23 protein-coding genes are annotated in these 21,238 nt (G+C 42.2%); 1 reads left to right on the top strand and 22 read right to left on the bottom strand.

The features are described from left to right. Positions 1-2: 2 nt before the first annotated feature. From PV433_RS11075 to qoxA, 13 genes are all read right to left on the bottom strand, one after another. A complete protein-coding gene (locus tag PV433_RS11075; RefSeq protein WP_332072209.1) occupies positions 3-2,645 on the bottom strand; it encodes a heavy metal translocating P-type ATPase in 2,643 nt (880 codons plus the stop codon). Further along, a complete protein-coding gene (locus tag PV433_RS11070; protein WP_332072208.1) occupies positions 2,645-2,995 on the bottom strand; it encodes an ArsR/SmtB family transcription factor in 351 nt (116 codons plus the stop codon). The genes PV433_RS11075 and PV433_RS11070 overlap by 1 nt, the downstream gene beginning before the upstream one ends. A gap of 208 nt (positions 2,996-3,203) precedes the next feature. Then, a complete protein-coding gene (locus tag PV433_RS11065) occupies positions 3,204-4,409 on the bottom strand; it encodes a ZIP family metal transporter (protein ID WP_332072207.1) in 1,206 nt (401 codons plus the stop codon). Positions 4,410-4,427: 18 nt separating this feature from the next. Beyond that, positions 4,428-5,459 (bottom strand): multicopper oxidase domain-containing protein, encoded by a 1,032-nt coding sequence (locus PV433_RS11060; RefSeq protein WP_332072205.1) that lies wholly within the window; start codon positions 5,457-5,459, stop codon positions 4,428-4,430. A gap of 185 nt (positions 5,460-5,644) precedes the next feature. Further along, positions 5,645-6,073: a disulfide oxidoreductase gene (locus tag PV433_RS11055; protein WP_442951504.1), complete on the bottom strand. Its 429-nt coding sequence runs from the start codon at positions 6,071-6,073 to the stop codon at positions 5,645-5,647. After that, positions 6,073-6,753 (bottom strand): DsbA family protein, encoded by a 681-nt coding sequence (locus PV433_RS11050; RefSeq protein WP_442951503.1) that lies wholly within the window; start codon positions 6,751-6,753, stop codon positions 6,073-6,075. The genes PV433_RS11055 and PV433_RS11050 overlap by 1 nt, the downstream gene beginning before the upstream one ends. Positions 6,754-6,785: 32 nt before the next feature. Beyond that, positions 6,786-8,222 carry a LysM peptidoglycan-binding domain-containing M23 family metallopeptidase gene (locus PV433_RS11045; protein WP_332072204.1) on the bottom strand — a complete coding sequence of 479 codons (1,437 nt, stop codon included), beginning with the start codon at positions 8,220-8,222 and terminating at the stop codon, positions 6,786-6,788. A 45-nt stretch (positions 8,223-8,267) separates the two neighbouring features. Further along, positions 8,268-8,567, bottom strand: a complete 300-nt coding sequence (locus PV433_RS11040) for a hypothetical protein (protein ID WP_332072203.1) — start codon at positions 8,565-8,567, stop codon at positions 8,268-8,270. Between the two features lie 70 nt (positions 8,568-8,637). Then, entirely contained in the window at positions 8,638-9,465 is an 828-nt protein-coding gene (locus tag PV433_RS11035; RefSeq protein WP_332072202.1) for a cytochrome c oxidase assembly protein, read from the bottom strand. A 226-nt stretch (positions 9,466-9,691) separates the two neighbouring features. Continuing rightward, positions 9,692-9,994 carry a cytochrome aa3 quinol oxidase subunit IV gene (gene qoxD, locus PV433_RS11030; RefSeq protein ID WP_332072201.1) on the bottom strand — a complete coding sequence of 101 codons (303 nt, stop codon included), beginning with the start codon at positions 9,992-9,994 and terminating at the stop codon, positions 9,692-9,694. Then, entirely contained in the window at positions 9,994-10,608 is a 615-nt protein-coding gene (qoxC, locus tag PV433_RS11025) for a cytochrome aa3 quinol oxidase subunit III (RefSeq protein ID WP_332072199.1), read from the bottom strand. The genes qoxD and qoxC overlap by 1 nt, the downstream gene beginning before the upstream one ends. A gap of 3 nt (positions 10,609-10,611) precedes the next feature. After that, complete coding sequence (gene qoxB / locus PV433_RS11020; RefSeq protein WP_332072198.1) at positions 10,612-12,573, bottom strand: cytochrome aa3 quinol oxidase subunit I; 1,962 nt, start codon at positions 12,571-12,573, stop codon at positions 10,612-10,614. A 17-nt stretch (positions 12,574-12,590) separates the two neighbouring features. Then, the gene (gene qoxA, locus PV433_RS11015) at positions 12,591-13,559 is read right to left on the bottom strand and encodes a cytochrome aa3 quinol oxidase subunit II (protein WP_332072197.1); all 969 of its coding nucleotides are present in this window, start codon (positions 13,557-13,559) and stop codon (positions 12,591-12,593) included. 311 nt (positions 13,560-13,870) lie between these two features. On the opposite strand from qoxA, the gene PV433_RS11010 reads away from it, so the two are divergent. Beyond that, positions 13,871-14,332: a CBO0543 family protein gene (locus PV433_RS11010; RefSeq protein ID WP_332072196.1), complete on the top strand. Its 462-nt coding sequence runs from the start codon at positions 13,871-13,873 to the stop codon at positions 14,330-14,332. A 212-nt stretch (positions 14,333-14,544) separates the two neighbouring features. Here the strand turns inward: PV433_RS11010 and resA are convergent, their stop codons facing one another. The 9 genes from resA to PV433_RS10965 all read right to left on the bottom strand — a co-directional run bounded on the left by resA (position 14,545) and on the right by PV433_RS10965 (position 21,184). Continuing rightward, positions 14,545-15,069: a thiol-disulfide oxidoreductase ResA gene (gene resA, locus PV433_RS11005; RefSeq protein WP_332072195.1), complete on the bottom strand. Its 525-nt coding sequence runs from the start codon at positions 15,067-15,069 to the stop codon at positions 14,545-14,547. A 47-nt stretch (positions 15,070-15,116) separates the two neighbouring features. Beyond that, positions 15,117-15,830, bottom strand: coding sequence for a cytochrome c biogenesis CcdA family protein (locus PV433_RS11000; protein ID WP_332072194.1), 714 nt, complete (start codon positions 15,828-15,830; stop codon positions 15,117-15,119). 1 nt (position 15,831) lies between these two features. Continuing rightward, complete coding sequence (gene lspA / locus PV433_RS10995; RefSeq protein WP_332072250.1) at positions 15,832-16,284, bottom strand: signal peptidase II; 453 nt, start codon at positions 16,282-16,284, stop codon at positions 15,832-15,834. Positions 16,285-16,349: 65 nt separating this feature from the next. Beyond that, on the bottom strand, positions 16,350-17,090 hold the full coding sequence (locus PV433_RS10990; RefSeq protein ID WP_332072193.1) for a response regulator transcription factor: 741 nt from the start codon (positions 17,088-17,090) through the stop codon (positions 16,350-16,352). 21 nt (positions 17,091-17,111) lie between these two features. After that, positions 17,112-17,774: a glutamic-type intramembrane protease PrsW gene (gene prsW, locus PV433_RS10985; RefSeq protein ID WP_332072192.1), complete on the bottom strand. Its 663-nt coding sequence runs from the start codon at positions 17,772-17,774 to the stop codon at positions 17,112-17,114. A 326-nt stretch (positions 17,775-18,100) separates the two neighbouring features. Continuing rightward, positions 18,101-18,967 carry a M56 family metallopeptidase gene (locus tag PV433_RS10980; protein WP_332072191.1) on the bottom strand — a complete coding sequence of 289 codons (867 nt, stop codon included), beginning with the start codon at positions 18,965-18,967 and terminating at the stop codon, positions 18,101-18,103. Continuing rightward, positions 18,964-19,398 carry a BlaI/MecI/CopY family transcriptional regulator gene (locus PV433_RS10975; RefSeq protein WP_332072190.1) on the bottom strand — a complete coding sequence of 145 codons (435 nt, stop codon included), beginning with the start codon at positions 19,396-19,398 and terminating at the stop codon, positions 18,964-18,966. Before PV433_RS10975 ends, PV433_RS10980 begins: the two co-directional genes overlap by 4 nt. Before the next feature lie 89 nt (positions 19,399-19,487). Further along, positions 19,488-20,582, bottom strand: coding sequence for a copper resistance D family protein (locus PV433_RS10970; RefSeq protein WP_332072189.1), 1,095 nt, complete (start codon positions 20,580-20,582; stop codon positions 19,488-19,490). Further along, complete coding sequence (locus PV433_RS10965) at positions 20,579-21,184, bottom strand: copper resistance CopC family protein (protein ID WP_332072187.1); 606 nt, start codon at positions 21,182-21,184, stop codon at positions 20,579-20,581. Before PV433_RS10965 ends, PV433_RS10970 begins: the two co-directional genes overlap by 4 nt. Between the last annotated feature and the right edge of the window lie 54 nt (positions 21,185-21,238).

Here is a 21,238-nt window from a genome sequence, read left to right as displayed (position 1 = left end):
CTTTAACGTTTCATCCGTAATAATCTCATGCTATTGAAAATAACCAACAATGCGGCCCCGGTATCGCTGAGCACGGCGATCCAAAGCGTAAGCCAGCCGGGAAAAATAAAGGCTAACGCTACAAACTTGACGATTAAGGAAAACACTATATTTTGCTTGATAATCCGTTTGGCTTTCCGGCTCAGTCGGATCGTATGCGGCAGCTTTTCCAGATTATCGGCCATCAGGACGATATCGGCCGTTTCCATGGCCGTGTCGGTTCCGGCGCCGCCCATAGCAATTCCCAGATTAGCCGTTGCTAAGGCGGGAGCATCGTTAATGCCGTCGCCAACCATGGCTAGGGTGCGGCCTTCTTTTTGAATTTGCTGGACCGCTTTCACTTTGTCTTCCGGAAGCAGCTCGGCAAAGAAACGATCGACCCCCGCTTGCCGCGAGATGTTTTGCGCCGTTCCTTTATGATCGCCGGTTAACATGACCATTTGCTTGATTCCCGTATGTTTGAGCTTTTGAATGGCAGTCACCGTCATATTCCGCAAGGAGTCGGAAACCGCTATGAGACCGTGCAGTTTGGTGCGCGTTCCAACCAAGACGAGTGTATGGCCCTCTTGCTGCAAACGATTGACGGAGCTTTCCGCACTTCCTAGAGCCACTCCAAGCTCTTGAAACAGCTTTAGATTGCCCGCGAAATACTCGGTGCCTTGAATGGTAGCCTGTGCTCCTTTTCCTACGATCGCTTTAAACGCTTCACCTTGCAAAGTGGGAATTTGTCTATGTTGAGCATACATAACGATGGCCTTCGCGATCGGATGCTGTGAGTACTCCTCAATGGTCCGCACTACGGAAATCAACTGCTCTTCTGAGCCTTCATAACTGGCGAGATGGGAGACAACCGGTTTTCCTTCTGTTAAAGTTCCGGTTTTATCAAACGCGATGGCATCGACCGTACCGGCAATCTCAAGAGCAACTCCGCCCTTGATCAATACGCCGTTCCTCGCTGCATTGCCGATAGCCGATACGATCGCTACAGGTGTTGAGATAACTAGTGCGCATGGACAGGCTACAACAAGCAATTCCAGTCCTTTATAAAACCAATCCCCCCACGATCCCCACCCGAATAGCGGCGGAAACACCATGACTACGAAAGCCAGTACGAATACGACAGGCGTATAAACAGCGGCAAATTTATCGACAAACGCTTGGGTAGGCGCTTTTTTCTCTTGAGCTTCCTCGACCAGATGAATTATGCGCGATAAGGTGGAATCTTCGGCCAGTTTAGTCACTTTTACTTCGAGAGAGCCGTGCTCATTGATTGTCCCTGCGTAAACAGGGTCCCCCGGCTCTTTATCGACCGGAATAGACTCGCCTGTGATGGGGGCTTGATTCACGCTAGATATTCCGTTAACGATTTCGCCGTCCAAGGGGATCTTCTCACCGGGTTTAACGACAATCATTTGCCGGCGTTGAATCTCCTCAACCGGCTTGCGAACAAGCCCATCCCCGGTTTGTACCCACGCCTCCGGAGGAGCAAGATCCATCAGACTTCGGATAGAGTTTCGTGTCCGCTCGATGGATTTGTTTTGCAGAAAAATACCAAGCGAGAACAACCAAACGACGGTAGCTCCTTCCAGCCATTCGCCGATCAGGACGGCTCCGATCGCTGCCGCTGACATTAACACATTCATATCGAGCGATTTGCTCTTTATGGCAAAATAAGCGCTTTTGACCGGTTTATAACCCGCGAGAATCATCGATACCAAATACAAGAGGGTCGACAAGCTTTGGGTCATTCCGATCATTTCATCCAAAAAACCTATCGCCAGTAATGCGCCGGATAACACAGTTACTGAGGCGCCTTGTTTCTTATCTGCTGGCGTTTGTTGACCCTTGCGACTTGCAGGAAAAGCTTTGAATCCAATCTTCGTCATTTCTGATACAACATCAACCGAAGGATCGTGCTCAATTTTCATCTTGCCCGATGAGAAGTTGACACTTACCTGTTGTACACCCGGGTTGGATTCTAAATGCTTCTCGATGGTCATTGCACAAGCTCCGCAATCCATCCCTTCTATTGTATAAATCCGGCTGTTAGAGGAAGCTTCCACTGCTTCAGCCGTAAATCCAATTTTACTCATTTCCTCAGGAATCCGATCAAAATGGGACGGATGACCTACGTGAACCTGCATTTTTCCAGTACCATAGTTCACTTTGACACCTTGGATATGCCCGATTCCCTTTAAGTGTTTTTCAATCGTCACCGCACATGAAGGACAATCCATTCCCTGAACAATGTAATCTTTTTGAATACCGGTATTCACCTCAAGTAAGGGCTGGCTCTCATCGTCGGCTTGGGAACAGGAGCCCCCGGAGCAGCAGGAATCTTTAGTTTCGTTCTGCTCCATTAAGACCGGCCTAACAGGCAAGCTTCTCTTGAACTTTACTTCTTTCGGTTTGGAGCAAGAATCGTCCTCGCAGCATGCTGACTGTTGTTGATTCGCCTGTTTTGTATCTTGCCCTGTCGAATTGTCCGATGCGGGGGACGACGATATTTCAGTAAAAGAAATTGTTTTTTTAAATTTTGGTTTTGGTGTATCGGAGCAGGTGCCGCTCTGACAGCACGAACTGCCGTCTTCTCGATCGTCCTTCATCAGGATAAGCCTCCCTTGGAATCCGCCAGCAGCTTATCGTTCGTTTCGCAGCACGCCACCCTGTCCTCGACATGACTTAGCGCAGAATCAAACATCGTCAGGAGCTGCTTCATCTGCTCGTTTTTCATGGAGTAAAACACGTATTTCCCCTCTTGTCGAGATTCGACGATTCCACAGCCTTTTAAACAGCCCAAATGCTGGGAGATGTTCGACTGGTTCCCTTGAATTTCATCAACAATTTGGGAGACGGTTTTTTCGGAATCGAATATGCAGGACAAGATTTGGAGACGGGTCCGGTCTGCAAATCCGCGGATAAACTTGACTTTCACGTCTAAAAAATCGAGCGACAATTTGAATGCCCCCTTTAACATATTAGCAAGTTCTAATTTGTTAGCATACCTTCATTATATTAGCGTTTTCTAATATGTGCAACTATTCATATAAAAAATCATATGTATCTATTGATTGTCTGCTTCTCCTTCAGGTTTAACTTGTCCAGCAGAAAAACGCCCCGCTATCCAGCGGGACGTTGGTCTTTATTGCGATTATGAAGTTCGGTTAAAAATTAACCATTAGCGCTGTCACATACATCACTAACACGCCTAATGTAATTCCGCTGAAGTTAGCCCAAGATACCGGAGCGTAACCCTTTTCCGCCGACTCCTTCAAAATCATTTTGGAAATGACATAAATGACCTGCAATATTGCTCCAGCCCCAATTCCGAAGAAAAGTGCGGCAAACGTCGGATTAAAAATGAATCCGCCTGTCCATGTACCCAATATGGCCGGTGCGCCGGCAATGGCTGCCAGAGAGACGAACGTCTTCCAAGTCGGCCGATCCTTCAGTAGCGGAGCTGCAATTCCTACACCTTCAGTAATGTTATGGAGAGTGAAACCGATCACCAAAAACGTGCCTAGCGCAGACTCCCCTACAGCAAAAGCGGCTCCGATTGCCAAACCCTCGCCGAAATTGTGCAATCCAATTCCCGAGGCAAGCTTATATGAAACGCCTTTGCCGTCCCCATTCAACTTCCGGGTGTTCATTTGGTCGACCGCGATTAAAAACAAGAAACTAATTAGCGCACCGAACCACACGAGGCCAGAACCTTGAAATACACCCGGCGCCTCGACGGCCATCTCGAACCCTTCCTCGAACGTATCGATAAACAAGAAAAATAACAATCCAACGGTGAACGCAAGGATGGCATGCATTCCTTTCATCGTAAAGCGCCGCATGAACGGATACCACAATAACCCCAGCCCAACCGGGATAATCCCCACATAAAAACCGATCAAAGCATACTGAGCGAATCGGTTTGCATCGGGAACCGGCGTTTGTGCCGCAACTTCTACAGCTCCGGTAAAAATCAATCCGTTCGATGTAATAAATTTAATTTCATGCGGATCGCCGGTCACCCATGGATACGGGATTTGCACGGTTGCCTGGCCAAAACGCTTCAAGGTCGGACTTGGATCATATGAAGCGTTCCAAAAGGAATCATCAACCACGACTTGAGCAATCGTTACGTCTTCAGGCCCCGAGTTTAACACTTTCACTTCAAATCCGTCGTCCGTCAGCTTGATTTTCTCGACATTCAACACTTCAATCGGAGCTGCAGGTTCGTTTTCCACGCCTGTCCCCATGAAGGCGATTGCCGTAACCAGAGTGATAAGTAAAAGAAGCGGAACAATCCCAAGGAGAATCATTTTTCCTTTACCCTTCGATACTTTCCGATTCACAGAGTTTAATTCCAAGTTGCTCATGGCCGGCTTCCTCCTTTCTTATTCCGCTACAAAGAATCCCATCCAACCCAGTTCGGCAAACTCGCTTTGGTGGGCATGAAACATGTACCGACCCGGTTCAGGGAAGATAATTTCCATAATGCCCCTCTCCCCTTGGCATTGCATAATTGTATCCGTAAATTGGGGGCGGGCTTCAGGATCGGCGCCAGTTGCGTAATAATTAAAATAATTGGCATGCAGATGAAAAGAATTGATAAGGTCAAACTCCGTGAGATTGCTCAAATAGATCCGTATTCGTTCACCAGCTTTTACTTTTATCGGCTCTTGCAAATAAGCAAAAGCGTAACCGTTTACAGTGTATACCTCGTTCTCACCGTCAAGATCCAGATCATAACCATTCATCACCATGCTGAATTCTTTGGCAGGGAGCCTCGGCTTTACCGGATCGATAATAAAGTTACCGTACAGCCCTTTGTGTATATGCCTCGCCAACGGGGCTACATGACAATGATACACCTGCATGCCCGCCGGCTTTGCTTCAAATTCATAGGTAAAGGAATCGCCAGGCAGTATGGCCTCCAATCCGTCCATATTAGTAGGATGAATGCCGTGGAAATGGATGGAGTGCGGATGGCTGGACTGATTGATAAACTTTACACGAACGATGTCCCCTTCCGTACATCGGACAGTAGGACCCGGAATCGTTCCGTTATACGTCCAACCAGGGAACTTAATTCCATTGGCGATCTCCACCTCGTTCTCACGAGCTCTAATTTCGTACTCCCTGATCGTTTTGCCGTCTGCGGTTTTGCTCACTTTACCGTAATCGAACTTCGTCAAGGCTTCGCGTGCCAATTTCAGCCCTTCTGTCTCCAGGGTCCCCGGATCGTATCCATGCTTCATCCCCGCGTGCAAGTCTTGTTTTAAGGCATTATGCACCTCGTGTTTATCCATCGCTTGTGCCGACTTTTTAAACCATCCACCCGAATTCAAAAGTGCGCTGCCTGCTAAAGCAAAGGTGCTTGCCGCCCCCCACTTCAACATATTTCTTCGCGAAACATTTTTACTCATATAATTCAACCTCCTTTTGTACAAGATAAAAATAATTTACCCAGTGCAACTTTATGGTCAAAAAAAATTATTTTTGCCTCGGGACATATATTTTCCCCAGTGCAACTTTTGTCTTTATCATAATTTCTGCCTTGGGTTTTGTAAACACATTTTTTTATCGGCATGTCAATAAGATTTTAACCGTTTTACGACTTCCCTTTGGTCAGCAACATCAAAATAGTAATAAGGATAAAAGCGATAAGAGCAAGAAAGGGGATCGTAACAAACCCGAACCAATTTATATATTCAGCGTTGCATGGAACTCCCCTCGTACAAGGTTTAATTGCAGCAAACCCAGGTACCTTTTGTTGCAAGTAATGAAACAGGGATATGCTTCCTCCGAAAATGGAGAGAGGCAAAATATATTTTTTTATTTTTGTTTCGTTATAGTAAGCGGCGATCCCTAAAATAACACTCAATGGATACATAAGTATCCGCTGATACCAGCACAAATCACAGGGGACAAATCCTTTAATTTCGCTGAAATACAAGCTGCCCAGCGTTGCCGTAACAGCCACGATCCAGGCCAAGTATAATGTTATGTCTTTCAGGCGGAAGCTCCCAGAGGTATCCATTATTTAGACTCCCCCAGTTTGCTCTCGATCATGGACTTAATCTGGTCATAATCGAACGGATTGGCTACTACCGTACCGTTTATCATGATGGTCGGGGTCTCTTCGACGCGATACTGTGTCGTCAAGTTTTCGTCCAGCCGGATATGAGACTGCATCAACTCGCTTTGCATATCTCCTTCCATCTTCTTAACATCGATTTGTGGGGTTGACGTTCTTGCTATTTGAATCAATTTGTCCAAAGTGACCCACTGCGCGTCATGATCTTCCTTCGGCTGAGCGTTGAATACTTCTTTATGGAAGGTCCAGTATGCTTCCGGGTTCTGAGCATAGATAGACTCCGCTGCAAGAGCAGCCAGTTTCGATTCCGGACCGTGAAAAAATACATTGATATACGAAAAAGATACTTTTCCGGTATCGACATAGTCTTTGGTAAGTCTCGGAAATATTTGCTCGCCCCAAGCTTTGCAAGAAGGACATTTGTAATCGCCGAATTCCACAATCGAAACCTTAGCATCCTTCTTTCCGATCGTCGGCTGATTTTCGATTGGAGGCCGATCTTCAAAAGTTTGAGTTTGGGGCTTGTCCGCCATTTTTGTAAGTACTACTAACAAAATCATAAGAAACACTAATACTAAAGTAAAAAGAACAAGCCTTTTGGCCATCAGATTGTTTTTATTCATCGGCACACCTCACGATTTGTTACTTGCTTCAGCTATTTATTCAAGTATTTCAATGGATTTTCTTGTTGGTCTCCTTTAAGTACTTCAAAATGCAAGTGGACGCCTGTTGAGTTTCCCGTGCTCCCCATGACGCCTATCTTCTCTCCCTTCTCTATGACTTGACCATCCTTCACTTCTATTTTGCTTAGATGCGCATAAAGCGTTTTATACCCGTTCTGATGATCGATAATAATGCAGTTTCCGTAGCCGTTTTTCGTACCGGCGAACTCCACCTTCCCATGATCAGACGCTCGGATGCTTTTGTCGCTTGAAACCGCATCCGTTCCCGCATGTAATTTCCCCCAACGCTTGCCGAATTCGCTCGTCAACTTGGGGCTGGTAATTGGCCATGCAAAAGATCCGCTACCGATCCCCGGAATGACTTTTGTCCCCTGCTTGATGACTTCCTCAACCGGTGCTTGAACCATCTCTTCCTCTACTGCCATTTCTTCCGTTATAAGGCCGTTTACTTTTACCAGGTTGTAAGTGATCTTTTTTACTCCCGCTCTTCCACTTACAAGGATTTGACTCGTACCGGCTCTCATTGTGTTGTCTTGCTGATATACAGTTCCAAACGGAACTTCCAGGGTTTCTATCTTTTTCTCTACCGTTTTGACGGAAAGCTGCGGTTGAAGAATCGTAAGATCTAACTCTTCTCCAATGTTAAGAAAATCATTTTCAATCCAAGGATTATTCATGTAGATGACATCGCGGCCGATGTTGAATTTACTGGCGATACATGATATACAATCACCGCTTTGCACGATATACTTTACAGGCTGCACGTCACCCGTTTCCAACTTCTCAAGCAGTTCGCTCCGTTCGATTATTTGCTCCGGAGTCGTTTGAACAGGCTTCAACGTAACGTCTTGCAAGAATTCAATGGATTGAAGCTCATTTGTATCATTCGAAATACTTTTGGGGTTGGCAGATAACGTTTGGACACTTAGTATTTTTTTATCGGTCGGATTATATTTGTCTTTTACTGCATTCAATACCAGGTCGGCTTCTTGTTGATTTCTAACGATTCCTTGCAATTTTCCGCCTACGACAACTTCAATCCCTTGTACCCCAAGCCGAAATTTTTGCTGCAGCTCTTGTATCGCCGACTCGTTATCGAAAGTACCCTTATATACTCTTTCTTCTGCATAGTGAATATGGTCTGCATTTGTAACTACATCCAGTCCAGCATTTTGCGATTGATAGTCGTTTAGTTGTTTGTTTATCCAATCTTGGACAACGACTGGATCACTAACCGTTCCAAGCTTTTGATTCTCGAACATCAAATGATAGAGGGTGCGGGTGTTCGTTTCAACATAACGATTCCCTATTGCGAATGCTGTTACAATAAATAGTGCAACTAGCATTATTGCTCCAATTTTTACTTTATAACGATTAACCGATGTGAGCGTTTTCCTGATGGAAGACATAAATACCTCCTTATTTTACGTTCCTTTTCATCTTTAGCGACTACTTCATTCTCCTGAAGTTTGATTTTCTGACTGGTTTAATCCCTTCTCATTGGAGGATGAACCAAATCCATGTCTTTTTGCGTTCCTATATATTACGGTAATGAGGATAACCACCACTACTAAACAGATAAAGAGAAAAATGATTACTGGCATTGTGGAAACCGCTTGTGAAGAAACCTCTTCACCGACGTTGTTTGCGTTAACGGTTTGTCCGGGTAGAGGGCTGGCATAAACCATGTTAACTTTCGTCATCTGTCCGATTAATGAAGTCATTACATTTGCAAACGCAATATTGGCACTCATCCTTTACGATCCTCCCTGGCTTATCGGCTATCGGGTGTATACGCTCCATAAACTTTTTCAAGAACAAATCCTACAGTTGCTGCGTATCTGCATTATCGTTTTGCCTTTCCCTTCGATACCATTTGAAAAAGTTGAGTGCAAGTACAAAAATTAACGCCGCTTCTTGCATTAACTTCATAATGACACCACCAAATTGCTGGTCATCCTCTGGAGGCAAAAAAGCAAATAATTGTGGAGCATGCATGTATGTCATATATAGCGGTTTGCCTGCAAAAATAATAGCGGCACATGCCGGATAAAGAAGCAGACCGTTGACAACGATGTAAGCCATCTTCTTAAGTTCGGACAGCCTCTCGTATTCCGGTAAAGGGCAAGTGATCAACCACCACATCTGAATGGACGTTATAAATATTGCAAAGTGATAGAACGAGCCCAATATGGAGTGAGACATCATGAAGTCAAAAATAATAGGAAAATGATAAAAGGATAACAAAATATTGAAAGAACCTACTGCCAAGATCGGATTAGTCAGAACACGCGTCCATTTCCTAACTCTGTTGTTTTGGAACAGCGGCCTGATGAGCCATGTCGGAGTCCCTAGAAGCAGCAAGGGTGGGACGAAAAAAAACATAAGCGATTGCTGCATCATATGGGCACTGAATAAGTAATGATGTCCTAGTGCCTGCAAGGGGCTTCCTGCGGCCACATAAAGAATGAACAACCCGCCGTAAAACGATAACTTCCGCTTGACAGGAAACGGTTCGGGCTCTTCGATTCGCCTGCGCATTTGATTAGTTCCGATTGCATAAGCGGCAGCAACAACCAGAATAAAGCCAAAAAGCCATGGATTCCAAAGTTCGAAAAATGTAAATTGCGACCAATCTTTTGTGGTGTGCATTCCGGATCAACCTATCTTTATTTATTTAACACTACGATTCATAGTACTAATAATCATCTTAGAGATTATTATTTGTGTTTGTCAACGGTATTTATGAATGTTTCAATATTTATTCATATATAAGTTGGTAGAGGAGTATACTGGCTATTCATTTAAAAAGATAACATCACCACCTTTGTGTATTTCCTGGATGGTGATGTTAGCAAATTTATTAATTAATTGTCCTTTAATGCATAGAATTCAATACCCACACACTGCCAGCAACAATTACGAGTGCGACAAAAGCAGCAGAGAACATCTTTCCAACTTGCCAGACTCCGTGTTCCCCTTCAGATACATGCATAAACATAAATAACTGAATGGCTGCTTGGATAAACGCTAGCGCAAATACAAGAATAATAATCGCATTATAAGATAAATCAGTTCGTACACCAATCCATACTGCTGTAAACGTTAAAGCAATAGATAGTAGGAAACCAATGACCTGCAGCAATGGAAAAGGATTATGTTTAACTGTTTTATTTTCCACTAGCTCACCATCCCTAGAAGATAAACACCTGTAAACACGAAGATCCATACAAAGTCTAAAAAGTGCCAATATAAACTGGAGACAAAAATCTTTTTAGCGGTATCGGGTGTTAACCCTCTTTTCAGTACTTGCATAATAATTAAAATGATCCAGCCAATACCAAGGGATACATGAAGCCCATGTGTTCCTGTCAGGAGATAAAAAGAAGACCAGTAAGCATTTGTGCCCAGCGCAGCGCCTTCATGCACTAATAGAACGAATTCCGAGATCTCCATATATAGAAATCCTAGACCCAATAATAGTGTGATGATTAACCAAACAATCATTGATCTAACATTGTTTCTTCTCATTTCATTAATCGCTAAACCAGAAGTGAAGCTGCTGGTTAACAAGATTAATGTCATAAGAATTGTGTTATTTAAATCAAAAACTTCACTCGGCAACGGTCCTCCAACTGTGCCATTTTGAAGAGCAAAATACGCGGCAAATAAAGTAGCAAATAAAGCAACTTCCGCACCCAAGAAAATCCAGAATCCAAATATGTTTAGTCTGCCTGTTGCGGATTGATATTCCAAGGGCGTGCTAGTACTGGCATTATTGTTCACATGTGCCATAAATCACGCCTCCTCTTTAAACTGTTTTTCCAGTTTTTTGATTTGTTCCGGACTGACATAATATCCTTCATCTTCTTTATAGGATCGAGTTGAACGAAGCACCATGCAGGCAAGCACACCTATCCCGCCAAGTACAGCCATCCACCACAATTCAAATACTAATCCGAAACCTGCAACAAAAAAGAGAGCTGACATAACGAAAGGCGTAGACGCATTGCTCGGCATATGAATCGGTTTATACTCTAAGTTTTCTTTATTAACTTCATTGTTCTCCTGTTTTATATGCCAAAATGCATCTATTCCTTTAACTTCGGGAACAACCGCGAAATTATAATGCGGAGGTACTGCTGTTGTGGTTGCCCATTCCAGCGTGCGTCCGTTCCACGCATCTCCCATCGTTTCTCTTTTGGCATTACGATAGCTATAGTATACGTTGTAAACCAAGATTACAAAGCCAATCCCCATACCAATAGCCCCTATGGTAGAAACGACATTTAATGCTGTCCATCCATCTTCTGGAACGTAGGTATATACGCGTCTCGGCATACCTGCAAACCCTAATAAGAACTGTGGTAAGAAGCAGACATTAAAACCAATTGTAAAGAACCAGAGTGCTAATTTACCAAGTCGCTCGTTCATTTTATGTCCAAACATTTTTGGGTACCAGTATACAAAGCCTGCGAAGCAAGCAAATACTACCCCGGCAATTAATGTATAATGGAAGTGGGCAACGAGGAAGTAATTGTTATGGTATTGGAAGTCTGCTGCTGCCATACCAAGCATAACACCTGTTACTCCTCCTATAACGAACGTTGGAATAAACGCAAGTGCCCACATCATTGCTGTTGTAAATTGTATTCGGCCTTTGTATAACGTGCCTAACCAGTTAAAGATTTTAATCCCCGTAGGTATGGCAATTGCCATCGTGGTAATGGAGAATACATTATTTATCGCTGCGCTTCCTCCCATGGTAAAGAAATGATGAACCCACACAAGGAAGCTAAGGAATGAAATAACAACTAGAGAAATAATCATAGATTTATAGCCGAACAATGTTTTCCTTGCGAATGTTGCAATAACCTCCGAGAAGATACCGAAAGCTGGCAAAACCACTATATATACTTCCGGATGCCCCCATAACCAGAACAAGTTTGACCAGAGCATGGGATTACCGCCGTCAGTAAGCGTAAAGAAATGTGTACCGAATAATCTATCGAATGTCATTAAGGCTAAAGTAACCGTTAGTATTGGAAATGCAAAGACGATAATAAAAGAAGTGATCAACGTTGTCCATGAGAACATCGGCATACGTAACAATGTCATGCCAGGGGCACGCATTTTAATAATAGTTACAATAAAATTAATACCCGTCAAAAGCGTCCCAATCCCCGAAACCTGTAAACCAAGCAAATAATAATTTATGCCTGGTCCAGGACTTCCTTCAATGGCCAAAGGCGCATAGTTTGTCCAGCCAGCATCCGGTGATCCGCCAAAAACGAACGATATGTTAAACAGAATAGCACCGAAGAAGAACGACCAAAAACTTAAATTATTTAAATACGGGAATGCTACATCTCTTGCGCCTAGTTGTAGAGGAACGACGACGTTCATTAAACCAAGTAGAAACGGCATAGCCATAAATAATATCATGATAGTTCCATGTGTAGTAAAAATTTCATTGTAATGCTGCGGTGTCAAAATCTCATTGTTTGGCACTGTTAGTTGTGCCCGCATTAGTAATGCATCTACACCACCACGAAAAAGCATCAATAATGCAGCGAGGATATACATGATTCCAATTCTTTTATGGTCAACAGTTGTTATCCACTCTGTCCACAGCCATTTCCATTTTTTAAAGTAAGTCAGTACAAACACGATCCCAATTACGGTAATTAAAATAGAAATATTCGCTCCAAGTATCATTGGGTCGTTTAGAATTAAATTATCCTTAATAAAATTAAACATCTAGTACTCTTCCCTTCTCAATGGTTCGAGTGTGACCCATTATTTGAACCATTCGCTTCACTTTCAACGTTGCCACTCGCTTTTACTTTAATCCCCTTTACTTCAACCCCATATTTCTCACGAATATTCATTGCATACTCGGAATCTTTGCCATGATCCACAATTTCTAAATGAGTGGACGAAAATGTCATTTCATCGACTGTTTCAGGCAGCATTAACTTCTCGTAAGTTTCTTCAACTAGTTTTGGTGCATTTTCTTGGGTTTCTTTCACCCAATCTCGATAATCCTCTTCTTCCAAGGCTACAAATTTGAACTGTTGATGCGTCATGCCTACACCCGTAAAGTTAGAGTTTCTGCCTTTATATTCTCCTGGCTCATCTGCCTGCAGATATAGATCATTTACCATACCTGGCATTCCATAAATTTGACCACCTATCTGGGGAACCCAGAAAGAAGCCATTGAATCTGCAGCTGTAACTTTAAAGAGAACAGGGTAGTCTTCAGGAACGTTTACGTAATTAACAGTTTCAATATTTTCCTCCGGATAACTGAATATCCATTTCCAATCAACTGCAGTAGCATGAATAATAAGTGGTTCTTTATCAACGGATGATTTCGGTGGTTTTTTTAGTGCGTAAAGAGCTTGGGCATTAGGAATTGACAATGCAATTACGATAACAAGCGGAATGATCGTCCAGATTATCTCCAACTTTGTGCTGCCATGCATATCCGGTTTATAATCTTTGTTATTAAAATTGTTGCGATCACGGTATTTAGTAACTATAAATGCAAACAAACCATATACAACGATAAGAATCGCAAGCATGAAATAAATTGAAAACATAATCAGATCTTTTTGAATTGCACCAACTGGTCCTTTCGGCTCTAAGATGATTAGGTCACTACGAAAGGCCATTGCGGTTATTACTATTAGTGAAATTAAACTTATCATTATGATTATCCATGCTTTAACATTTTTGAACATATAAGTTTAGTTCACCTTCCTTTCTAGTTATTTGGCTAGCTCGCAGCTCAAGATTATGCTACAACATTTAAACTATGTTTCGTAGTGTAAATGTGCACTTGTCATTAGATCTTCATCCTTTGTTCACCAGTTGATCCCCTTTTCAAACATAACTTGTTCACAAACTAAAGAACGCCTCGTTATTCACCCGAGACGTTCTTTATCCATCCAAATTATTTAGTGAGCAGTGTGTGGCCAACATAATATGGGAAATAATAAAACAAGCATCTAAAAAGAAAATTATGTACCATACTCTTTTAGGAGGATACATAATGACGCTCAATATTGTGTTTGGATTTGTGATCCCTTGGATCGTTGCACTATTTTGGGTTAGAAAAGCTGTTGATGTATTCCTGCTTATTTGTCCTATCGCAAGTGTCGTTTCCTTATTAATCAATCAATTTGGGTTCTACACTACATTTTGGTGTTTTACTCCCATAATACCAAGAATCGAGACCATTTCTGCCTTACCTCTCGATCTGGGAATTTATCCTGTATCCGCGAGCCTAATGATTTACTGGATCCGGAGAAATAAAATCAAACCATTTTGGATTGTGATTTTTGTTAGTAGCATCATCACACTTCTGGAATTCATGGGAGTTTTATTTGGAAAGGTGATTTACGGAAACGGTTGGCATGTGGGTTGGACATTGTTTAGTTATTTATTAGCCTATGGAATTGTATATTTTTACTACACTTTATTGATCCGCAACGTCGCAATTGGACGAAACTGAGATCAGCACATATATGAAAAAGACCCTTTGTCTGGTGCCAGCATCGGGTCTTCTAACTTTTTCAATTACAGTCTTGAACTCTCCTTTAGTTGAAAGAATCAATTCTCATTAGGACAACTACTAGGATCACAAGAGCCGCAAGAACAAGGGTAAAAAGTACAAGCTTTCATGGGCCTACTGTGGTTTTTATTCATCAGCGTACTTCACTATTGTTATGGACTCTTTAGCATATTACGAATTCGCGAATCAATATCTTCTTCTGTCATTTCTCCAACCATGATATCGCTTATCTTTCCGTTTGGATCAATATAAATCGTTGACGGATAAGATTTGATTTGATACATTTTTCGAACCGTATCGTTATCCAGTAAAATGGGGAATGTAACCTCGACCTGTCGGACAAAGCTTTGGACAGTAATTCTGCTTTCGTTCAAATTAATACCAAGCACTTCTACATCTTTCGCTTTCCAATAGTCATATTGATTTTGTAAGGCAGGCATTTCTCTTACGCAAGGGGGACAAAAGGTTCCCCAAAAATTGAGAACAACTGCCTTGCCTTGGTAATCGGACAATTGATACTTTTTCCCGTCCAGTCCGGTCAGCGTAAAATCGGGAGCCTTGTATCCTACTTTGACCGGATCCTCACTATTAATAAGGGCATTTCCAATAGTAAAACCTCCTATAAGCAATGCTACTGAAAAAATAAGGATTTGGAACAATTTTCGGTTGTTCTTCATGCCTGTCACCTTTCCTTGATACCGCTATATTTTTAAAAAGCGAGTCATTAAAATCCGGTAAAGCCCCCGTACAAACTAATTAACCAAATTGTAATTTTAGTCATTTGATCAAAGTAGAGGAGGAAGCCTGTCAAAACCATCATTCCTCCCCCGATCTTCATCAGAGTTGCAGAATACTTTAAAAGTCCTTTCAACTTACCAAGAAAAAATGCCATTACAAAAAACGGGATAACAAATCCGACCGTATATGCGACAATATAGCTGAACGCCTGACTTGGATTCGTCATACCCATCGTTAAGATCGCGGATAAAATTGGACCGATACAAGGTGTCCAACCAGCAGCAAATGTAATACCGACCAACAAAGATCCGATATAGCCTGTTCGTTTTTGCTTCCATTCAAACCGCATTTCCTTCATTAGAAACCTGGGTTGAAAAATCCCTAACATAACTAACCCCATCACCACAACCATAATACCGCCTAACTTCTGAATCAGACTCCGATAATTTGCGAACAAATCGCCTATGATGCTTGCCGATAACCCTAATGCAAAGAAAATGATTGAAAAACCGATGGCAAAAAAGACTGTATGAAGAATGGCCTGCTTTTGAATGATTCCTCTGCCTTCTTTTAAGTCTTTAACCGATATCCCTGTAATATACGAGATGTAAGAAGGATACAGAGGAAGGCAACAAGGGGATACGAACGATAATACCCCGGCACCCAGGGCAACCCATAAGCTTATATCCGCAGGGTTCATCTTAGTCTGCTCCTTTTCTAATGTCCAAAAGAATATCTACAACCATGATCAGGGCGCCAATCGTAATAAATAAATCGGCCACGTTAAAAATTGGGAAATCTATAAGGGTGAAGTCCAACATATCAACTACTTCCCCTCGAAATATTCGATCGAAAAAATTGCCTAAGGCTCCTCCTAGTATCATCGACAGGGCATAGCCCGTCCGTCTTTGTGTCCGATAAGCTTTCGGAAGAAAATATAAGATTACGATCGTCACGACAGCAGTAATGACAATGAAAAGCCATTGTTGATTTTGTAAAATACCAAAAGCAGCCCCGCGATTTCGATGAGATGTCAGGTGGAACACTCCTTCGACAAGGGGGATAGATTGTCCATTTTCCATACCATTGACAACCTTCCATTTGGATATCTGGTCCAGAAATACACTACTGATAGCAACCAGATAATAGTAGATCATAAATTAACCTCCGGGCATGTTTTTCAATAATGTTTGAGCATATATTCATATGTTTAATGCATTTATCCTTCCCTTAAGTGATCCTCATAAGAAGGAACCTTTATTTTATAACCGTTGCCCCAAACTGTTGAAATGATGGAAGCCGCCTTCGGCGATTTCTGACGAATTTTTTTTCGTAATCTCTTAATATGAGTATCCACTGTTCTGCAGTCGCCGTCTAAAGGATCGTAGTGCCAAATTTCTCGCAGTAACTGTTCACGCGTAAACAGTTTTTCCGGAGATTGCGCCAATATGAATAACAGCTTGTACTCTTTCGGTGTTAAATTTATGTCTTCTCCAGCAACCGTTACTCGGTACGCATCAGGATCAATGAGGATGTCCGGGTAAATAAGCTGCCTTTCGGTTCGATTTCGGGGAAACTCACAAAAATGAGTCGCTCTACGTAAAATAGCTCGAATTCGATGTGTCAATTCCCGGGAACTGAATGGTTTTGTCATGTAATCGTCAACCCCAGCTTCAAAAGCGCATAACCGAAAGTGCTCCTCGGACAATGCCGTCAGTATAATTATAGGTATTGGTTTGCTCTTTCGAATACGTCGACAAAGATCGATACCAGTCACCGCATGTTCCATGAGATCCATTACGATTAAATCGACATCGTGTTGGAAAACTGTATTCAGTGCTGTGGTGTGGTCTATAGCCTCTAAAACTTCATACCCCTGCTGTTCGAGACAAGAACGAATTATGCGTCGCATCCGTGCTTCTTCATCCACGATAAGAATATGTTGTTTTGGGCTATTCAAAATATTGGCCTCCTTGGTTTATTATCTCGATCCTATCCTATTCTGTTGCCGTTGGGCCGCGTTCATTTTTTTTATGTTATATCCCCATAAAAACAGCATGTACAAGACAATTACTATTCCGGCCATCTCGAAAGAAACCAGTATCAAACTATTGAACATCCCATGAAAAAGGGCCGGTAGAAGCAGAGCAATAAACAAATAGCGGGCAAGCCGAGTTTGTTTCGCTTTTCCGAAATAATACCCCATGGTAACACCAAAGAGGACATGCGCTGATACTGGTAGAAACGCCCTTATCCAAATGAGTATCCCAACATCTCCTTTGTTTAGAAAAATATAAAACAAATTTTCTACAGTAGCGTACCCGCCTGCAACAGCTACTGCATACACGATCCCATCGAAGTGCTCATCAAACTCGGCGTGACTGTAGATAAAAAAATAAATAATTAGCCACTTAATAAACTCTTCTGTAAATCCCGATACTAAAAATGACTGTAGTATCACACCAGGCATCATTATATTCAATAATCCTTGTACCACTATCAGAGGAAATACAAAAATCGCTCCCAGTAAAAACATTCGGAAAATAAGCTTTAATGGTTCGGGTTCATCCTTATCTTTTAGATAAAAGTACGCTATTAAGCAGATGCCTGGTGCGATCGACGCGACTATTTTAGGAATCATCATTATGAAATCACAACATTTCTGAACAATTGAATGTAACCGATACTTTTTGAACCACAATGACCAGCCTGCACAGAAATTGTGTGCTTTTTTGTTTAACACTACAAATCATAGTATTAATACTTATCATAGGGATTATCAATTCATGTTGTCAACGTCATACATGAATATTTCAATATTTATTCATATATAAAGACACTTCTGCCGTCATGAAATGTACAAGATTAGTGAAATGGCAGTTATGGTGACCACTTCCCTTCTCAAATTGAATGGAGTAGATATAAAAAGAAGCAGAGTTTTACTCATCTCCACTTCGTTTTTCCTGACGATTAAGTTGTACAATTAACAGTAACGACTAGCAAGATCGACAACATGACTAAAATCGAATAAACCATTGGTTTCCAGTGGACTTTTACGGGGATGCGGACCGGATTATCCAGATCAAGAAGCTGCATAATCCGATAATTTATCGCAGATTCGGTGAAATTAATACCGACCTTTGCTAGTTGACCATTATTTTGAGTGCGCAGCACCTTCAACAAAGCGCTGCTCAAGCCGGATGAAGCCCCTGTCTGGTCAATGGAGAAGCGGTCAGCCAGAATCTCAGTGCGGGCCCGATAATACTCCGCCAATTGTTTAATAACGGGAATATACATCAGCCCGTACTCAACCAGATAGATCAGAAAATGCTTAAGCGTATCCTTGCCCTGACAATGATAAACCTCATGAAGAATTACGGCGCGTTGTTCACTTTGGTTCAGAAGCTCTAACGCCCCGGTAGACAAGATGATTTTGGGTTGAAGCAATCCCATCGTTATGGCCACAAAGGTCGGATCCCGAATGATTACGATTTCCGTATTCCATCGTCTGTACTTGCGATTATAAAGGTACGTCTTCTCCCAATGAATTCTTTGAGAGAAATACTGCCTCCATTTACGAGTTAAAAACCATTGCTTGTAAATACGCCAACTATTCCGGCAAATGGTAAAAAGGATGAGCGCATCCAATAAGAGCTCGGCAATTGTATGTCTGACCAGGACATCCTGGCCAATTCGTGCCAAATACTGAATAATATCCGAATAGTAACTGACATCGTTGATTTGGTGATATAAGGAAACTCCCATCAGCAGCAAAACCGATAAACATATTCCGGATATAGTGAACAATACACTTTTTATTGACATGTAAAGTTTCATAGCAAGTTCCTTTTTTTGGCTTCCTCCAGCTTCTCTTCAAGCTTGTTCAGCAAAGCCGGGTCTACATCTTCGATCGTATCGATAAGATGATTAACGACAACATCGCCAAATTCCTTGATAAGACCTTGAGTCACTTCTCGGGTCTTCTCTGCTAGAAATTGTTCTTTGGTCTGAAGAGGCAGGAAGTAGGACGTCTTAGTCCTCCCCTGCCCTTGTGAGTCTTTATGAAGGATCCCTTTTTCCCATAGCCGGTTCAATACCGTCATGACAGCGTTAAAAGAAATCGGACTTTCAAGATTCAACGTTTCGTGTATATGCCTAATACTCGTTTTTTCCATCGAATTCCACATCAATTCCATGATCCGGGCTTCCAGCGACCCAAAAAACTGGTGTAACCCCACTTGATCGACGTGATACTGTTTAACCTTCATGTTCCCCACACTTCCGATTCAAGATATTGACTCCTATTATACCAGAGAAGCCCGCAACTGTATTCGGACAATAAAGGAAAACTGTAACTCTATACAATGGAAGCCATCAGAGCCATGTAAGCGGAACATACGAAAACTAATCCGCTGATAACCGGTATCCAAACTTGTTTTTTCTTCATCAAAGATGCAATCATAACGGCCATCGCAAAAACCGATACAACGAGTAACGACAAGGTAACAAGATTTAGTGCCAGGTTTACTTCGAATGATTTTTGAATTGGATTTTGATAAAAAAGCAAAAACAAAGGTGATGGACTTGTCTCGTTTAAAGTCGCAGATACGTCGTGTGGTGGAGTTTGTTGTCCCATAAATCCTGTTGTTATAAAAATGAGTGCAAGGAGAATGCTTTCTCCTCTGAACCATGGCAATGGATTATAGTCCGGCTTGGATTTTACTATTTTCTTCATCCAGTAAGCGTTAAACAGCACAAAAAAGACTACAGGAATGATCAACAAGTGCTTAATAAGCAGTGCTTGTCCATAAGATAATATCCAGGAGTTATAATATTCCGGAACAATAAGCCGCATCATGATCAGACCTGATATACCGATCATACTGACGGATATTATGGAAACAGGAGAAAACCAAGCCAGAAATTCACGCCAGTGATTATGATTCCTCGCAAACCATCCGATACAGAACAGGATTCCGCACCATACTGAAATACCTACGAAATGAATAGTGTGTGCTATAAAACCTGGTAAACCATACAATGAAGATGCGTGGCTTGCCCATCCAAGAGCAAGAATCATTGCGAAAGTGATCGCTGCCCCCAGCAAGGAGACGAGTGGGTCGTTGCGGAAGTCCCCCCAGTAAAGCATGAGAATCAGCATGATTGATAGGACTACGGTTAACAAATAGGCCTTTCCCTCTTCAAACGTAAAAACAACGCTTTTAAATGTTAACCAGAAGCCAAGGTCCTCCGCAAAGAACAGAATAATACGCCATAACGGAACAAAGGAAAGTATCGCAATCCCCAATACAGAGACAATCATAATCCACTTGGGTACATCAACATCAGGCCGCCTCCGGCTGGAAATACCGCTAACTAGAAGTCCTCCAAGCAGGCAAGTAAAGCATAAATAAACCAAAGCTTCAGCCACCCAGGCCGCAATCACCATCATCCCTTTTTCCCCTTAAATGCACGAACCAATATTAGAATAACGAAGGCTGAAACGAACAATACAACAAGGATTATAGGCATGAGATATTTTCCGTTTGCACCTTCTTCGTTGCTTGTAACTGCCGGGGTGATCTCGGTTGCTTCATTTTTCGATGCAGGGTTTGCAGGTTTAGTGTCACTTGCTGATGAACCAATTGAAGACGAATTTCCTGTTGCCTGCGGTTCAGATGTTTTGGCATCCGGCTCGATTTTGTTGATGGAAAATGTGAACTTATTCTCAATCGGATGTCCGTCTCGACCTACGATCTTCCATCCTACCGTGTAATCTCCGTTTGGCAAAGCGTCGACTTTCCCGCTCATTAGATTTTTCTCAATTTTAATATCATTGACTTTTATCGTTTCACCTTTATTGTTTTGGACGTTAAAGTTGCTCAAGGGTTCTATATCTGTATTGAACTCCATTTTGATTTCAGTAACGGACTTATCCAGCGTTTCTCCGCCGGCAGGACTAGATGTCTTAAGTCCCGTATGAGCTTGAACAGAGATCGGAGACAGGAAGAGCAGAACGGATACGAATAATAATGCAAAAGTTTTCTTTAACATGGTGTAGTCCCTCCAGATAGGTAGTAAGTCATTCCTGAGCTATAATATAGCCGA

It is taken from the genome of Paenibacillus sp. GYB004 (assembly GCF_036577605.1).
GTDB classification, from domain to species: domain Bacteria; phylum Bacillota; class Bacilli; order Paenibacillales; family NBRC-103111; genus Paenibacillus_AB; species Paenibacillus_AB oceani.
This window is presented reverse-complemented; position numbering and strand designations above follow the sequence as displayed.

What these genes read in the sequence shown, in the direction of transcription:
- PV433_RS10970 (WP_332072189.1), bottom strand. Translation starts at nt 20,582, where the DNA reads ATGATGGTGATTGCGGCCTGGGTGGCTGAAGCTTTGGTTTATTTATGC.
- PV433_RS10980 (WP_332072191.1), bottom strand. Translation starts at nt 18,967, where the DNA reads ATGAAACTTTACATGTCAATAAAAAGTGTATTGTTCACTATATCCGGA.
- prsW (WP_332072192.1), bottom strand. Translation starts at nt 17,774, where the DNA reads ATGATGATTCCTAAAATAGTCGCGTCGATCGCACCAGGCATCTGCTTA.
- PV433_RS11035 (WP_332072202.1), bottom strand. Translation starts at nt 9,465, where the DNA reads ATGCACACCACAAAAGATTGGTCGCAATTTACATTTTTCGAACTTTGG.
- qoxC (WP_332072199.1), bottom strand. Translation starts at nt 10,608, where the DNA reads ATGGCACATGTGAACAATAATGCCAGTACTAGCACGCCCTTGGAATAT.
- qoxB (WP_332072198.1), bottom strand. Translation starts at nt 12,573, where the DNA reads ATGTTTAATTTTATTAAGGATAATTTAATTCTAAACGACCCAATGATA.
- PV433_RS11040 (WP_332072203.1), bottom strand. Translation starts at nt 8,567, where the DNA reads ATGAGTGCCAATATTGCGTTTGCAAATGTAATGACTTCATTAATCGGA.
- resA (WP_332072195.1), bottom strand. Translation starts at nt 15,069, where the DNA reads ATGAAGAACAACCGAAAATTGTTCCAAATCCTTATTTTTTCAGTAGCA.
- PV433_RS11050 (WP_442951503.1), bottom strand. Translation starts at nt 6,753, where the DNA reads ATGAATAAAAACAATCTGATGGCCAAAAGGCTTGTTCTTTTTACTTTA.
- PV433_RS11060 (WP_332072205.1), bottom strand. Translation starts at nt 5,459, where the DNA reads ATGAGTAAAAATGTTTCGCGAAGAAATATGTTGAAGTGGGGGGCGGCA.
- PV433_RS11010 (WP_332072196.1), top strand. Translation starts at nt 13,871, where the DNA reads ATGACGCTCAATATTGTGTTTGGATTTGTGATCCCTTGGATCGTTGCA.
- PV433_RS11055 (WP_442951504.1), bottom strand. Translation starts at nt 6,073, where the DNA reads ATGGATACCTCTGGGAGCTTCCGCCTGAAAGACATAACATTATACTTG.
- PV433_RS11045 (WP_332072204.1), bottom strand. Translation starts at nt 8,222, where the DNA reads ATGTCTTCCATCAGGAAAACGCTCACATCGGTTAATCGTTATAAAGTA.
- PV433_RS11065 (WP_332072207.1), bottom strand. Translation starts at nt 4,409, where the DNA reads ATGAGCAACTTGGAATTAAACTCTGTGAATCGGAAAGTATCGAAGGGT.
- PV433_RS10975 (WP_332072190.1), bottom strand. Translation starts at nt 19,398, where the DNA reads ATGAAGGTTAAACAGTATCACGTCGATCAAGTGGGGTTACACCAGTTT.
- PV433_RS10965 (WP_332072187.1), bottom strand. Translation starts at nt 21,184, where the DNA reads ATGTTAAAGAAAACTTTTGCATTATTATTCGTATCCGTTCTGCTCTTC.
- qoxA (WP_332072197.1), bottom strand. Translation starts at nt 13,559, where the DNA reads ATGTTCAAAAATGTTAAAGCATGGATAATCATAATGATAAGTTTAATT.
- PV433_RS11075 (WP_332072209.1), bottom strand. Translation starts at nt 2,645, where the DNA reads ATGAAGGACGATCGAGAAGACGGCAGTTCGTGCTGTCAGAGCGGCACC.
- PV433_RS11000 (WP_332072194.1), bottom strand. Translation starts at nt 15,830, where the DNA reads ATGAACCCTGCGGATATAAGCTTATGGGTTGCCCTGGGTGCCGGGGTA.